This is a genomic window from Desulfuromonas sp. CSMB_57, assembly GCF_020194955.2.
Taxonomy (GTDB): Bacteria; Desulfobacterota; Desulfuromonadia; order Desulfuromonadales; family Syntrophotaleaceae; genus JAFCIY02.
In genome coordinates, this window is record NZ_JAFCIY020000023.1 from 333,139 (window position 1) to 347,644 (window position 14,506).

A 14,506-nucleotide genomic window follows, 5' to 3' on the forward strand; every position below is an offset into this window, starting at 1 on the left:
CCTGCCAGCGCCATGCTCAGACGCGAACACGACGGAGGACGACCATGACCTTTTCCGCTTTGCGCCCGCTCCTGCCAGTGTTGGTTCTGTCCTTGCTGTTGCCGGCCTGTAGCGGCGGCTATCGCAGCCGGGTGCTGGACAGCCCGGCAACCGCCGGACTCAAGGGACATCAGAAACCCTATGTCATCAACGGCCAACTTTATCGGCCGCTTCTGGATGCCGAAGGTTTTGTCGAACAGGGACTCGCGAGCTGGTACGGCGCCGATTTTCACGGCCGCCCGACCAGCAATGGCGAATCCTACGACATGTATGCCATGACCGCGGCCCACAAGACCCTGCCCATGGGAACCTGGGTCAGGGTGGTCAATGTCGACAATGGCCGGGAAGCGGTGGTGCGCATCAACGACCGCGGGCCCTTCGTGGCCGGCCGGGTCATCGATCTGTCCTATACGGCGGCCCGGGAACTGAGCGTGGTCGGCCCGGGCACCGTTCCGGTGCGCATCGAAGCCCTTGGCTTTCGCGAACTGGATGCCGCCGGGCGGGTCGTCTACCGACCGGCACGCTATGCGGCCGGCCCCTTTGCCGTGCAGATCGGTTCCTTCGCCGTCGCCGACAATGCCCAGCGCCTGGCCCAAGATATGCGCCTGCGCCATGGGTGGGCGGACATTGCCACCGGTTATGTCCGGGGCACCCTGTTTCATCGCGTCCGGGTAGGAAAATACCCCTCTCTGGATGAGGCGCGCAGTGCCATGGGCCAATTCGCCCGGTCGGGTTATGCCAACTGCTATATCGTGGCGGTGGATTGATACAATTGTCGGCAGACAAACCCTTGCTTGCGGTCAGCAACAGGCAGGGGCTGCGTATTTTCCAACGGGAGGGTATTGATGAACCGAAAGCAGTTTGTCGTGAAAATGGCGCCGAATACGCCCTTGACTGTCCATTCGTCCTGCAAAACCTGCGGCGGCGAGTCGGAAGGGGTCGGCTACCTGGCCGGCAGCGATGCCGATGGCAACGGTTTCGTCCTCTGGATCGACGAGGAGGATGTCTATCAGGCAATAAGAAAGGTGTTGGGGCAGGCTGAAGGCTGAAGGCTGAAGGCTGAAGGCAACAGGGGGATGAGAGGGTTTCATCCCCCTGCTTTTTGGGACGTTTCTCTTGCGGGCAGAGTCCATTCTTTGCGGGTGAAGGTTGCAATGCCGTCAGCCCGTATTTTTTTGGTACTCAGTCCTGGGGGGCGTCGGCGCTGCCGTATTCCGCCAGAAATTCCTGCTTGAATTCCCTGAAGGTCCCCTGTTCGATGGCCTGTCGGGCCTGGGCCATCATGTTCAGATAGAATTGCACATTATGAATGGCCGACAAGGTCGCCGACAGGATTTCGTTGGATTTGAACAGGTGGTGCAGATAGGCGCGACTGAAATTGCGGCAGCAGTAGCAGTCGCAGGAGGCGTCCACCGGGAAGAAATCCCGCCGGTAGCGGCGATGGGTCAGGCGGATGCGGCCGCGCCGGGTAAACAGGGTGGCGCTGCGCGCGTAGCGGGTCGGAATCACGCAGTCGAACATGTCCATGCCGCGTTCGACGCTTTCCAGAATGTCTTCGGGCAGCCCCACGCCCATGAGATAGCGGGGTTTGTGCTCCGGCAGCAGGTGGGCGGTATAGTCCACCACCTTTTTCAGCAATTCCAGCCCTTCCCCGACACTGACCCCGCCGATGGCATAACCGGGGAAGTCCATGGCAGCCAGGGCCATGGCGCAGTCGCGCCGCAGGTCTTCGTAGACGCTGCCCTGCACGATGCCGAACAGAGCCTGGTCGGGCCGCTGTTGCTGTTTCAGGCAGGTTTCCGCCCAGCGCAGGGTTTTGCGAATGGAGCGGGCGGCGTAATCATGGGTTGCGGGGTAGGGGATGCACTCGTCGAAAGCCATGATGATGTCGGCACCAAGGGTATTCTGGATGGCCATGGCTTCGGCGGGGCCCAGAAAGATTTCCTCGCCGGTCAGTTCATGGCGGAAAAACACGCCGTCCTCGGTGATCTTTTTCTTCGGCAGGGAAAACACCTGGAACCCGCCGCTGTCCGTGAGGATGGGACGGTTCCAGTGCATGAAACGATGCAGGCCGCCGGCCTTCTCCACCAGACCCTCACCGGGGGAGAGGTGCAGATGGTAGGTGTTGGCCAGGATGATCTGGGCGCCCGCCTCCTCCACCTGGGCCGGAGTCAGGGCCTTGAGGGCGCCATGGGTGCCCACGGGCATGAAAATCGGCGTTTCGATGACACCGTGGGGGGTGGTAAGACGGCCGCGACGGGCCGCCGTTGCGGCATCGACGGCCAGCAGTTGGAATTCGAACATGATGCGAGGTATCCTTGCAAGGAGAACTTGGAGTGCGGAGCCGGACCGGCATGGTTTGTATGCCGGACTTTAACAGAAGCCCCCGGTGAAAGCAACCACCGGCCGACGATGTCTTGCAGCGCCGACTTGCCAGCCGTAAGGCGGTTGGTATAATCAAATAAAATTAGATGGTTAAACCTTGGCCCCGGGATGGCGGCGCAGCCCGGGAAGGGATGGCGGCATGAATCGAAATCTTTGGTGGCAGGCCTTGGCCATGTTGGCCGTCGTGGTGATGTTCAACTATCTGTTTCTCCTGGCCAAGCCACAGACGCCCGACCCGGTGGCCGAACTCAGTTATAGCCGGTTTCGTCAGGAACTCAGCGACCACAATATCCAGGAGGTGACCTTTGCCGACCAGACGGTGACCGGCCAGTTTCGGGAACGCATCCACCTGGAGGAGGTTCAACGTGCTCCGGATGAGGGGTTTCTGGCCTTCCGCACCCATTTGCCGCCGGTGGCCGATCCGGATCTGCTCAACCTCCTGCAGGCGGCCAAGGTAGTGATTCGAGTGACTCCGGAAGAAAAACCTTCCCCCTGGACCACGGCTCTGCTGTATCTGCTGCCTTGGGTGATGATCATCGCCGTCTGGTGGTTCGTCTTCCGCAACCTGCGAACCCGGCAGGGTCCCGGCAGCGGCGGACTGATGGGCGGTTTCGCCAAATCCGGCGCCCAACTCTATACCCGGGAACGTTCCCAGGTCACCTTTCAGGATGTGGCCGGGCTCGAAGAAGCCAAGCAGGAATTGATGGAGATTGTCGAGTTTTTGCGCAACCCCAAGCGGTTTACGCGCCTGGGTGCCAAGGCGCCGCGTGGTGTGCTGCTGGTGGGTCCGCCCGGCACCGGCAAAACTCTGATGGCGCGCGCGGTGGCCGGCGAGGCGGGGGTGCCATTTTATTCCATTTCGGCTTCGCAGTTCATCGAGATGTTTGTCGGGGTCGGCGCCAGCCGGGTTCGGGATTTGTTCAGCAATGCCAAGCGCAATGCGCCGAGCATCATCTTCATCGATGAATTGGATGCCGTCGGCCGCTCCCGCGGTACCGGGCTCGGCGGCGGCAACGACGAGCGGGAACAGACCCTCAACCAGTTGCTGTCGGAGATGGATGGGTTCGATCCCCACGACGAAGTCATCGTCATGTCGGCCACCAACCGGCCGGATGTACTGGATCCGGCGCTGCTGCGGCCGGGTCGCTTCGATCGCCAGGTGATGGTGGAACGGCCCGACTGGCGCGCCCGGGAGGCGATCCTCAAGGTGCATACCCGCAAGGTGCCCCTGGCCGAGGATGTCGACCTGCGGCTGGTGGCGCGCAGCACTCCCGGCATGTGCGGCGCCGACCTGGCCAACCTGGTCAACGAGGCGGCCCTCATCGCGGCGCGGGAAGATGCGTCACTGGTGAACATGGCGCACCTCGAGCGCGCCCAGGATCGGGTGCTGATGGGTACCGAACGGAAACTGATGATGTCCGTCGAGGAAAAGCGCATCACCGCCTTTCACGAGGCGGGCCATGCCCTGCTGGCCTGGCTGGCTCCCGGCGCCGATCCCCTGCACAAGGTATCCATCATTCCCCGGGGCCGGGCCTTGGGGGTCACTCAGCAGTTGCCGGTGGATGATCGCTACCACTATTCCCGTTCCTACCTCATGACCCGCTTGACGGTCAACCTCGGCGGACGGGCCGCGGAACGGGCGGTGTTCGACGATCTGTCCACAGGGGCACAGAATGACCTGAAGGAAACCACCGAATTGGCGGAAAAGATGGTCTGCCAATGGGGCATGAGCGAACGTATCGGACCCATGACCTTCGATCGCGGCGAAGAACATCCCTTTTTGGGGCGCAAGCTGGCCAGCGACAACAGTTTCAGCGAGCATATGGCCTGGATTATCGATCAGGAGATCGAGAAGATCATCAAGCAGGCCGAAGGCCGGGCCGACCAGATCATCACCGAACATCGAGCTGCCCTCGACCGCTTGGCGGATACGCTGCTGGAGGAGGAAGTCATGGATCGGGAACGTATCAAGCAGGTGTTGGCCGAGGTCGGCCTGGCCGGGCCGCCGGCCCCGGAACGACCATCATTGGGAATGGAAAAGGCCGAAGTGGCACCGGCCGGTTCCTGACCAGTATTGGCCCGATCAAAAAAACCCGGGATGCTGGCACCGCATCCCGGGTTTCTATACACTTGCCTTCAGCCTTCAGCCTTCAGCCTTCAGCCTTCAGCCTTCAGCCTTCAGCCTTTGAGGTTATAAAACACCCCGCGCCCATTGAAACGGGCGGTATCGCCCAGTTCATCTTCGATGCGCAGCAGTTGGTTGTACTTGCAGACGCGGTCGGTGCGGCAGGCGGAGCCGGTCTTGATCTGGCCGGCATTGGTCGCCACCACCAAATCGGCGATGCTGGTATCCTCGGTTTCACCGCTGCGGTGCGAGACCACCGCCGTATAGCCGGCGCGCTTGGCCATCTCGATGGCATCCAGGGTCTCCGTCAGGGTGCCGATCTGGTTGAGCTTGATGAGGATGGAGTTGGCGATGCCGCGCTCGATGCCCTGCTTCAGAATGACGGTGTTGGTGACGAACAGATCGTCGCCGACAATCTGGATGCGCCGGCCAAGGCGCTCGGTGAGCAGTTTCCAGCCGTCCCAGTCGTTTTCCGCCATGCCGTCTTCGATGGAGATGATCGGGTAGCGGTTGACCAGGTCCTCATAGAAAGCCACCAACTCGGCCGGGGTCTTGACCGGTTGGGCCTCGTTGGCGAGGGTATAGCTGCCATCCTTGTACAGTTCGCTGGCGGCGACGTCGAGGGCCAGCAGCACGTCCTCGCCGGGTCGGTAGCCGGCGGCGCTGATGGCTTCCATGATGACTTCCAGGGCTTCCTCGTTGCTCTTCAGGTTAGGCGCGAAACCACCCTCGTCGCCGACGGAGGTGCTGTATCCGCGTCCTTTGAGAACCTTTTTCAGGCTGTGGAAGATTTCCGTGCTCATGCGCAGGGCTTCCCGGAAGGAGGGGGCACCGACCGGCATGATCATGAACTCCTGGATATCCACGTTGTTGTCGGCATGGGCGCCGCCGTTGAGGATATTGAGCATGGGCAGGGGCAGTTCCCGGGCGTTGGCACCGCCGATGTACTGGAACAGGCCGAGTCCGGCTTCTTCCGCGGCGGCCTTGGCGCAGGCCAGGGAAACCCCCAGCAGGGCGTTGGCGCCCAGGTTGGATTTGGTCTCGGTGCCGTCCAGTTCCAGCAGTTTGCGGTCGATGCCGGCCTGATCCGACACTTCCCAGCCAATCAGTTCATCCGCTATCACGCTGTTGACGTTGTCCACCGCCTTGAGCACGCCTTTGCCCAGATAGCGGCCGGCATCGCCGTCCCGCAGTTCCAGTGCTTCCCGCTCTCCGGTAGAGGCGCCGCTGGGCACCGCGGCGCGTCCCATGATGCCGCTTTCCAGAAAAACTTCCACCTCGACGGTGGGATTTCCCCGCGAATCGAGGATTTCCCGGGCATAGACATCGACAATCTCGCTCATGACATTCCCTTTGGCGAAAGGTTGAAATTAGTACAGCTTCACCACGGCCTTGCGGCCGCCCTTTTTATAGCACATTGCCCCGGATTTGAAACCTTTTTTTTGGCACTCGAGGCGTATGCCGAGACTCGGAAAGAGATTGATTTTTACCCGACGACAGTGGTATGAGAGAAGACAGATCACACCATCAAAGGAACCTTTTTTGAAACCAAGCACAACCCAGGGGAGGTTTGCCGCTGACAACCAGGAGCTGGCGAACCTCCTTTTCGGTGAGGCCAACAGAAATCTGAAGCAGCTCGAACAGTTGCTCGGCATCCGCATCGCTTCCAAGGGGTATGAGCTGTCCTTTGAGGGTGACGCCGAGCAGGTCCGTCTGGCCGAGCGCGTGACGTCCGAGCTGTACGGACTGCTCAAGGAGGGCTATACCCTTTATCCGGCCGATCTGGATTATGCGGTGCGCGTCCTCGGTGCCGATCGTAAGGCCCGCCTGCGCGACATCTTTCTCGACACCGTCTGCGTCTCCGCCCGCAACAAGGTCATCGCCCCCAAGAGCCTGGCCCAGAAGAGCTATATCGATGCCATCCGCAGTTGTGACGTGGTGTTCGGCATCGGTCCGGCCGGTACCGGCAAAACCTACCTGGCCATGGCCATGGCGGTGGCCTGCCTGCTCAAAAAACAGGTGGCCCGCATCGTTCTGGTGCGGCCGGCGGTGGAAGCAGGGGAGAAGCTGGGTTTTTTGCCGGGGGATATCGCCGAAAAGGTCAATCCCTACCTGCGGCCCCTGTACGACGCCCTGTTCGACATGCTGGATTACGAACGCGGCCAGGCCCTGATTGATAAAGGGGTGGTCGAAGTGGCGCCCCTGGCATTCATGCGCGGCCGTACCCTGAATGACGCTTTTGTCATCCTGGACGAGGCCCAGAACACCACGGTCGAACAGATGAAGATGTTCCTGACCCGTCTCGGCTTTGGCAGTCGGGCGGTGATCACCGGCGACATCACCCAGATCGATCTGCCGACCGGGCGGCCGTCGGGGCTGATGGATGCAGTCCGGATCCTTCGCGGCGTTGAGGGGATCCGGTTCAATTATTTCACCGACCGTGACGTGGTGCGGCATCCGATTGTGCAGGCCATTGTGCAGGCCTATGATCGGGCCCAGGCGTCCGGTGCGGCGGCGACAGGAAACCATGACCGGCAAGACGGAACGTAAAGGCGAAAACGGCACCCGCAAAGCTCGCCAACGGGCCATTTTCTGGAAACGGCAGCTTGCCCTCGGCGAATTCGGTCAGCGCAGTCTGCTGCTGGTGGCTCTCAGTTTGCTGCTGACCTTCGTCATTCTGCCCAAAGGGGGCTTCATGCCGGGGTATTATCGGCCCGGCGATGTGGCCTCGCGCAATGTCAAGGCGCCCCGCGATCTGCTGGTGGCCGATCAGGTCCTGACGGAAAAGAAGCGTCAGGAGGCCGCCGACGCCGTGTTGCCGCTGTACGATTTCGATCCTCGCGCCGGGCGGGATGCGGCCGAACGTTTGAATCAGGTATTACAGCAGTTGCGCCAGGGGCAGCGCTCCGATCCGGATCGCGCCGCCCTGGAAAACCTGCTTGGGGTGGGGTTGGCCGCAGAAGACGAGGAGGCCCTGCGCTATCTCGCCCATCGGCCGGAGGTGGCGGCGCGTTTCAGCCGTTTGCTGCAGCAGGCTGCTCAAGGACAGGTCGTCGGCAATCTGCAGCTTTTTCAAACCAGCGGCCAGCGCGGCATCGTTATCCGGGATCTGACGGCGCAACAGGAACGCACCCTGGTCGACTTGGACTCCGTCATCGGCATCCATGACGCTTTGGATCTGTTGCGCCAGGAGTTGGCCGCCACGGATGGCCTGCAGGCCCGCCACCGCCAGGCGCTGCTGGAGTTGGCCCGCAAGCTGCTGCGGCCCAGCCTGAGCTTCAACATCAACGAGACGGAAAACCGCCGGCAGGCGGCGAAAGAGGCGGTCAAGCCGGTCCTCTTCCAAGTCAAAAAGGGCGAGATGATCATCCGCGAGGGCGAACGGGTGACCGAGGAACAACTTGCCAAACTCAACGCTTTTCGCGATTTGGGAGGCGATCTCGGGGTTCTGCGGCTGGCGGCCGGATTGACTTTGGCCATGCTGCTGCTGGTCTTCACCGGCCATCGCTTTGCCGTCCGCAACATCAGCAAATACCGTACCCGGATGCGGGATCTGCTGTTTTTGGCCTCGGCCTGCTTTACCCTGTTTGTGCTGGTCAAATTGGCCATCTTCATGTGCAATGCCCTTGAAGGGGCCTTCCCGTACATCGATTCCACCAGTTATTATTACGCCATTCCCTTTGCCGCCGGCGCCATGCTGGTCCGCATCGCCCTGAATTCCGAAGTTGCGCTGCTGTTCAGCATCGTTTTTGCCGTGGCCGTCGGGCTGCTGTTCGGCAGTAACCTGCCCATGACCATGTACGTTCTGGTCGGCAGCCTGTCGGCGGCGCACTGGGTGCGGCACTGTTGTGAACGCAATACCCTGTACCAGGCCGGCATGTGGCTGTCCCTGGCCAATGTCCTGATGGTGCTGGCCATCCAGTTCCTGGCCGGCCGGCCCTTCGACGAGCAATTGTTCTACAAGGCCGGTTTCGCCGTGGCGGGCGGCTTCATCAGTGCCCTGCTGGTAACGGGGTTGGTGCCCCTGATCGAATCCTTGTTCAAATACACCACCAATATCAAGCTGCTGGAACTGGCCAACATGAATACTCCGGTGCTCAGGGAACTGATGATCCAGGCTCCGGGCACCTATCATCACTCCATCATCGTCGGCAATCTGGCCGAATGCGCAGCGGAGACCATCGGCGCCAACCCGCTGCTGGCCCGGGTCGCCGCCTACTACCACGATATCGGAAAAATCCGCAAGCCTTTGTATTTCGTTGAAAATATCGGCGCTCAGGAGAACCGTCACGACAAGCTCGCGCCTTCCATGAGCGCCCTGATCCTCATGTCCCATGTCAAGGAAGGGGTAGACATGGCGCGGGAGCACAAGCTTGGCCAGACCTTGGTGGATATCATCCGCCAGCATCATGGCACCGCGCTGATCAAGTTCTTTTACGACAAGGCGAAAAACCAGGCGGATCCCGGCGTGCATCAGGTCGACGAGCGCGATTATCGCTATCCGGGCCCCAAGCCCCAGACCCGTGAAGCGGCTCTGATCATGCTGGCGGATGCCATCGAGGCGGCCAGTCGCACCCTGACCGATCCGACCCCGGCGCGGATTCAGGGGATGGTGCAGAAAATCATCAACAACATCTTCATCGACGGTCAGCTCGATGAATGTGAATTGACCTTGAAGGATCTGCACAATATCGCCAAGAGCTTCAATCGCATTCTGGCGGGAATTTTTCATCATCGCATCGATTACCCCGAGCCGGTCTACAAGGAACGGGCCGGCGACAAAAGGAAGAATGGTGACGATTCACATCGAGAACCGGCAAAAGAGCCAAAAGATAGAGACGGCGGTTCTGGCAAAGGTGGCACAGACGATCTTAAACGCCTCGGGATGTCCTGACGGAGAACTGTCGGTGCTCATCGTGGATGATGCCGCGATTCGGATCATCAACCGGGATTACCTGCAGCGCGACCGTGCCACCAATGTCATCTCCTTTTCCATGCAGGAAGGCGAACAGGCCGGACTCCATCCGAACCTGCTGGGGGATGTGGTCATTTCCGCGGAAACCGCCGCCAGGGATGCGGCCGAAGCCGGCCTGGGATTTGAAAGCGAGTTGTATTTTCTGCTGTTGCACGGCATCCTGCACCTGCTCGGTTATGACCATGAGCGTGGCAGCGCGGAGCAGGCCGCGCAGATGGAAGCCCGGGAGGAGGATCTCTTCGACGTGGTGAAAGCCGAGTTCCTGGACGGTACCGCCGCATCATGAGAGCCCGCAACGGACTGGTGCACAGTTTCAACTGCGCCATCGAAGGCATCCTCTGGGCGGTGCGCACCCAACGTCACATGCGTTTTCACTGCCTGGCCGCGGTGCTGGTGGTCCTGACCGGGTTGCTGCTGCGGGTATCGGCGCTGGAATTCGTCCTGCTGGTGTTCGCCATCGTGCTGGTGTTCTTCGCTGAATTGATCAATACCGCCCTCGAGGCGGTGGTGGATCTCGCCAGCCCGGCATTTCATCCCCTGGCCCGACGCGCCAAGGACGTGGCGGCCGGAGCGGTCTTGCTGGCCAGTGTCGGTGCGGCCATCATGGGCTATTTGGCCCTTGCCGGTCGGGTTTTTCCCACCACCGTCGAGGATCTGCAGAAAATAGCCCGGCCACCCGGAGAACTGGCGGTGTTCAGCGTGCTGACAGTCGTCATTCTGACGGTGCTGCTCAAAGCCTGGGTGGGGCACGGTTCTCCCCTGCGGGGCGGCATGCCCAGCGGCCACACGGCCTTCGCCTTCGCCGTGGCCATGGCCGTGCAGCTGTCTCCGGCCGGTTCCATCGTGGCCTTGTTTACTTTTGCTTTGGCGGCTATCATTGGCCATAGCCGGATTCATTTGGGGATCCACAACCTGCAGGAGGTCATCGCCGGCGGGTTCCTCGGCGCCGGGGTCACCTGGTTGTTTTATTTCATCTTCAGCGGTTGAGCGGTCTCGCAAAAAAGTCATTCCCAAGGTGTTTTTGACCGGAATCCAGCCTGTAATGTCTTGAAATCATGGAGGCCCGACTGAAGCACCCGGGCATGACGATTCGAATTGGCTGGTCCAGCAAGGTTGAGTCGGGTTGCGTTTCACCCTTTTCACCACGAAATCGATGCCGGAGACGCGGTATTGTTAATGGTTTGGCGAACTTCGTTGCGGCGGGTTTCCGGGCCTACCTTTGTAAGGGGGCATGGAAACACCGGTCGGTTCGCGGCGGCAGAGCCGGGTTGACAGGGAGGTAGTGTTTGGACGGCGACAGTAGCGGTGACAAATCCCCTTGGTGGCGTCTTGTTCTCCAGCGTTTGCTGGCGGGCCGGCGCCGGGTTCGCAGCGAGCGGGAACTGCAGGATGTCATCGACGAGTATGAAGAGGAAGGCATCATCAACGAGGAAGAGGGCGAGATGCTGCAGTCCATCTTCGAGTTTGGTGAAACCATTGTTCGGGAAATCATGGTGCCGCGAACCGACATGATTTGCTGCAGTACCGAGGCGTCGGTGCCGGAGGTGCTGGAAGCGATTATCTCCTCCGGACATTCGCGCATTCCCATCTACGAGGGCAGCGCCGATCGGATCATCGGCCTGGTATACGCCAAGGACCTTCTCAAATATTGGGGTCGGCCCGAATCCGAAGTGCAGATTGCGGATATCATGCGCGATCCCTACTTTGTTCCGGAGACCAAGAAGATCGAGGAACTGTTCAAGGAATTCCGGGACCGGCGGATGCATATGGCCATCGCCATCGACGAGTACGGCGGCACCTCCGGGTTGGTGACGATTGAAGACCTCATCGAGGAGATCGTCGGCGACATCCAGGACGAGTACGACCTTGAGGAGGACTGGCTGCAGGAAGATGCGGTGGGGATCCTGGTCGATGGTCGGCTCAACATCGACGATTTCGAAGATTATTTCGAGGTGCGGATTCCCCGGGAGCGTTTCGACACGGTCGGTGGCTGGCTCTGTCACCTGCTGGGGCGGGTACCTCTGAAGGGCGAGGAAATCCCCGCCTGCGGTTTGCGGATGCTTATCGAGCAATGCGACGAACGCAAAATACACAAGATTCGCATCCTGCCGCCGCCGACCGAGGAACAGGAAGCGGCCGGTCCGTCATGAAATTTCGGATTTCTGACCGAACCCTGCTCTGGAGCCTGCTGTCCGGCCTGCTCCTGGCGCTGGCCTTTCCCCGTCCCGACGTGGCGGGCCTGGCCTGGATCGCCCTGATTCCCCTGCTGCTGGTCATGGAGAAGCGTCCCTTTGCGGCCGGGTTTGCCGCCGGGCTGGGATTTTTCAGCCTGGTTCTGTATTGGCTGAACATTGTCATGACCACCTACGGCGCCCTGCATCCGGCGTTGTCCCTGGTGGCCTGGTTGCTGCTGTCGGCCTATCTGGCCCTCTATTTCGGCACCGCCACCTGGTTGGCCTGGTGGCTGCGCAAGCGGCTGGACATGCCGATCATGCTGACACTGCCGGTATTGTGGGTGGCCCTGGAATTCTTGCGGTCCTTTTTGCTGACCGGTTTTCCCTGGGCCAGCCTCGGGTATTCCCAGCACAACGTTCTGCCACTGATTCAGTCCGCCGATCTCGGCGGGCCCTATATCCTGGGTTTTCTCATCGTGTTGGTCAACGCCGTCCTGGCGGATCGGTTGCGCCGCTGGCGGGGAGGAGATCGAAACCTGCGTTCCTGGCTGCCCACCGCCGCTGCGCTGCTGTTGTGGTCGTCCAATGTCGGTTATGGGCAGTGGCGCCTGGCACAACCCCTGGATCAGCGCGATACGGAACTGGAAACCCGTCTGGTGCAGGGCAATATCGATCAATCTGTGAAATGGGATCCGGTGTTTGCCCAGGCCACGGTGGATATCTACCAGCAATTGTCCGCCACGCCGCCCGGCGGCACGCCGGCCGACCTGATCGTCTGGCCGGAAAGCGCGGTGCCCTTCTATTATCAGGATGGCGGCCCCCTGGGTCGACAGGTTCGCACCGTGGCCGGCCGGGAAAAGGTTTGGCTGCTGTTCGGCAGTCCGGCCTATGAGGAACGTCACCGGCAGATACGCCTGCTCAACAGCGCCTTTCTGCTGGATTCCGGTGAGGAAATTCTGGGCCGCAGCGACAAGGTTCACCTGGTGCCCTTTGGCGAATATGTTCCCCTGGGGCGCTATCTGCCCTTTATCGATAAACTGGTGGAGGGGGTCGGCGATTTCGTTCCCGGCGAACTGCAACCGCTGCCCATGAATGGCCACCGCGTCGGGGTGCTGGTCTGCTACGAGGCGATTTTTCCCGAACTGGCCAGGGAATATGTGCGTCGCGGCAGCGATCTGCTGGTCAATATCACCAATGACGCCTGGTTCGGCCGTTCTTCGGCGCCCTATCAGCATCTGGCCATGGCCCGGTTTCGGGCTGTCGAGAACCGGGTCTGGCTGGCCCGCGCCGCCAACACCGGCATTTCGGCCTTCATCGCTCCCTCCGGAAGGTTGACTCAGACCACTCCGTTATTCGAAACCCTCGCCATCCAGGGCCGGGTCGGGATGGGTGCCCATGCCACCGTCTACACCCGACTCGGGGACGTTTTCCCCGCCCTCTGTTTGCTGCTGAGCGCTCTGACCCTGCTTCGGGCCCGTCTCCAACGTCCGCAACCCGCCTGCTGACCATCCGTTTTTCCGTCCCTGAACCACCAAGTCGAACCACAATAGGTCCCCGCATGACGTGGTGATGACAGGAAACGTATTGCCTTGGCTTGGCTATTGCAAATGAGGAGTGGAGCTCCCGGAATGAGGGAGCCGCCAATTGTCCTGCCACGACGAAAGGAAACAACCGGGAATGAAAATCGGGATCGGTATCAGCAGCAATCCTGTGGCCTGGGAGGCGGGTCAGGAAGCTGCACGGCAGGCCCTATGCGGTTCGGGTGCCGCGGTTTTGGGCATTCTGTTGATTACGGACCAGTATGAACCTCGGGCGGTTCTGGCCAGTGTCCGATCGGCACTGGGGGGAGCCAAGATCGTCGGTGCCTGCACTGCCGGCATCTTTTCCGCCGACGAATGCCTGGAGCAGGGGGTCGGTATTTTGACTCTTGCCGGTGAAGGTTTGACAGCGACCACGGTGTTGGAAAATTATGCCGACGGTGATGCCTGGATCGCCGGGCTCCGCCTCGGTCAGCAACTTTTAGCCGCCGGGCAGCAGCAAGGCACCCTGATCTGTTTTCCGGACGGATTGACCGGCAACATTACCCGTCTGCTGGAAGGCCTCTACAACGCTGCCGGCCCCGATTTCGTTTATGGCGGCGGCACCGGAGACAATCTGCGCTTTTTGCGAACCTGCCAGTTGACCGAACAGGGCGTCTCGGCCCATGCGGTGGCGGCGGCACTGCTCCAGGGGGTGACCATGGCCGAGGGGGTGGCCCACGGCTGGGAGGCGGCGGGGGCACCGCTGATTGTGACCAATGCCAAGGGCAAAATCGTATACGAATTGGATGGCCGTCCGGCCTTCGAGGTCTATTCCGAACGACTCGGCGGGGTGACTCCGGACCGGTTCGCCGATTTTGCCATGCGTTATCCCCTCGGGGTTTCTTACGGGTTCGGGCAGTTCGTGATCCGGGACCCGTTGCGTCTTATGCCGGACCGGTCCATGGAGTTCGTCACGGAAGTGCCGAATCGGGCCGTGGCTTATATCATGAAGCCTCGGGCCGACCGGGATTTTGTTCTGGCGACGGAACTGACCCATCGTACTTTGGCCAATCTGGCCGCCGTGCCCCGGTTTGCCCTGGTCAATTACTGTGTGTCCCGGTCCTTGTTGTTGGGCCCGGGGTATCGTGATGAGATTCGCGCCCTGTTGCGGCCCTTGGGTTCGGGATTTCCGGTATTGGGCAGTCTCGCCTTCGGCGAAATCGGCAGCTATTACCAGGTGCCGCAGGTGCACAATAAAAGCATCGGCCTGCTGGTCGGAGGTTAGGGC

General features: G+C 60.9%; 12 protein-coding genes. 10 read left to right on the forward strand and 2 right to left on the reverse strand.

The window, feature by feature from the left end:
* Positions 1-44 precede the first annotated feature (44 nt).
* Positions 45-806 carry a septal ring lytic transglycosylase RlpA family protein gene (locus tag JQN68_RS07650; RefSeq protein WP_225073558.1) on the forward strand — a complete coding sequence of 254 codons (762 nt, stop codon included), beginning with the start codon at positions 45-47 and terminating at the stop codon, positions 804-806.
* Between the two features lie 78 nt (positions 807-884).
* Positions 885-1,088, forward strand: coding sequence for a hypothetical protein (locus JQN68_RS07655; RefSeq protein WP_225073557.1), 204 nt, complete (start codon positions 885-887; stop codon positions 1,086-1,088).
* 133 nt (positions 1,089-1,221) lie between these two features.
* Here the strand turns inward: JQN68_RS07655 and tgt are convergent, their stop codons facing one another.
* Entirely contained in the window at positions 1,222-2,343 is a 1,122-nt protein-coding gene (tgt, locus tag JQN68_RS07660) for a tRNA guanosine(34) transglycosylase Tgt (protein WP_225073556.1), read from the reverse strand.
* 220 nt (positions 2,344-2,563) lie between these two features.
* Here tgt and ftsH point away from each other — a divergent pair, with 220 nt between their 5' ends.
* On the forward strand, positions 2,564-4,492 hold the full coding sequence (ftsH, locus tag JQN68_RS07665) for an ATP-dependent zinc metalloprotease FtsH (RefSeq protein ID WP_225073555.1): 1,929 nt from the start codon (positions 2,564-2,566) through the stop codon (positions 4,490-4,492).
* A 110-nt stretch (positions 4,493-4,602) separates the two neighbouring features.
* Here the strand turns inward: ftsH and eno are convergent, their stop codons facing one another.
* Positions 4,603-5,892, reverse strand: coding sequence for a phosphopyruvate hydratase (gene eno / locus JQN68_RS07670; RefSeq protein WP_225072267.1), 1,290 nt, complete (start codon positions 5,890-5,892; stop codon positions 4,603-4,605).
* Between the two features lie 199 nt (positions 5,893-6,091).
* Here eno and JQN68_RS07675 point away from each other — a divergent pair, with 199 nt between their 5' ends.
* The 7 genes from JQN68_RS07675 (at position 6,092) to JQN68_RS07705 (ending at position 14,503) form a co-directional block, all read left to right on the forward strand.
* Positions 6,092-7,099 (forward strand): PhoH family protein, encoded by a 1,008-nt coding sequence (locus JQN68_RS07675; RefSeq protein WP_225072268.1) that lies wholly within the window; start codon positions 6,092-6,094, stop codon positions 7,097-7,099.
* On the forward strand, positions 7,077-9,443 hold the full coding sequence (locus tag JQN68_RS07680; RefSeq protein WP_225072269.1) for an HD family phosphohydrolase: 2,367 nt from the start codon (positions 7,077-7,079) through the stop codon (positions 9,441-9,443). The genes JQN68_RS07675 and JQN68_RS07680 overlap by 23 nt, the downstream gene beginning before the upstream one ends.
* Complete coding sequence (gene ybeY / locus JQN68_RS07685; protein ID WP_225072270.1) at positions 9,340-9,810, forward strand: rRNA maturation RNase YbeY; 471 nt, start codon at positions 9,340-9,342, stop codon at positions 9,808-9,810. Before JQN68_RS07680 ends, ybeY begins: the two co-directional genes overlap by 104 nt.
* Positions 9,807-10,511, forward strand: a complete 705-nt coding sequence (locus JQN68_RS07690) for a diacylglycerol kinase (RefSeq protein WP_225072271.1) — start codon at positions 9,807-9,809, stop codon at positions 10,509-10,511. Before ybeY ends, JQN68_RS07690 begins: the two co-directional genes overlap by 4 nt.
* A 299-nt stretch (positions 10,512-10,810) precedes the next feature.
* On the forward strand, positions 10,811-11,674 hold the full coding sequence (locus tag JQN68_RS07695; RefSeq protein WP_225072272.1) for a hemolysin family protein: 864 nt from the start codon (positions 10,811-10,813) through the stop codon (positions 11,672-11,674).
* A complete protein-coding gene (gene lnt / locus JQN68_RS07700) occupies positions 11,671-13,203 on the forward strand; it encodes an apolipoprotein N-acyltransferase (RefSeq protein WP_225072273.1) in 1,533 nt (510 codons plus the stop codon). The genes JQN68_RS07695 and lnt overlap by 4 nt, the downstream gene beginning before the upstream one ends.
* Positions 13,204-13,375: 172 nt before the next feature.
* Positions 13,376-14,503: an FIST signal transduction protein gene (locus JQN68_RS07705; protein WP_225072274.1), complete on the forward strand. Its 1,128-nt coding sequence runs from the start codon at positions 13,376-13,378 to the stop codon at positions 14,501-14,503.
* The last annotated feature ends 3 nt before the right edge of the window (positions 14,504-14,506 follow it).

Coding starts and splice junctions, on each gene's coding strand:
- JQN68_RS07655 (WP_225073557.1), top strand. CDS start 885: ATGAACCGAAAGCAGTTTGTCGTGAAAATGGCGCCGAATACGCCCTTG.
- JQN68_RS07680 (WP_225072269.1), top strand. CDS start 7,077: ATGACCGGCAAGACGGAACGTAAAGGCGAAAACGGCACCCGCAAAGCT.
- lnt (WP_225072273.1), top strand. CDS start 11,671: ATGAAATTTCGGATTTCTGACCGAACCCTGCTCTGGAGCCTGCTGTCC.
- JQN68_RS07690 (WP_225072271.1), top strand. CDS start 9,807: ATGAGAGCCCGCAACGGACTGGTGCACAGTTTCAACTGCGCCATCGAA.
- ftsH (WP_225073555.1), top strand. CDS start 2,564: ATGAATCGAAATCTTTGGTGGCAGGCCTTGGCCATGTTGGCCGTCGTG.
- JQN68_RS07705 (WP_225072274.1), top strand. CDS start 13,376: ATGAAAATCGGGATCGGTATCAGCAGCAATCCTGTGGCCTGGGAGGCG.
- ybeY (WP_225072270.1), top strand. CDS start 9,340: ATGGTGACGATTCACATCGAGAACCGGCAAAAGAGCCAAAAGATAGAG.
- tgt (WP_225073556.1), bottom strand. CDS start 2,343: ATGTTCGAATTCCAACTGCTGGCCGTCGATGCCGCAACGGCGGCCCGT.
- JQN68_RS07650 (WP_225073558.1), top strand. CDS start 45: ATGACCTTTTCCGCTTTGCGCCCGCTCCTGCCAGTGTTGGTTCTGTCC.
- eno (WP_225072267.1), bottom strand. CDS start 5,892: ATGAGCGAGATTGTCGATGTCTATGCCCGGGAAATCCTCGATTCGCGG.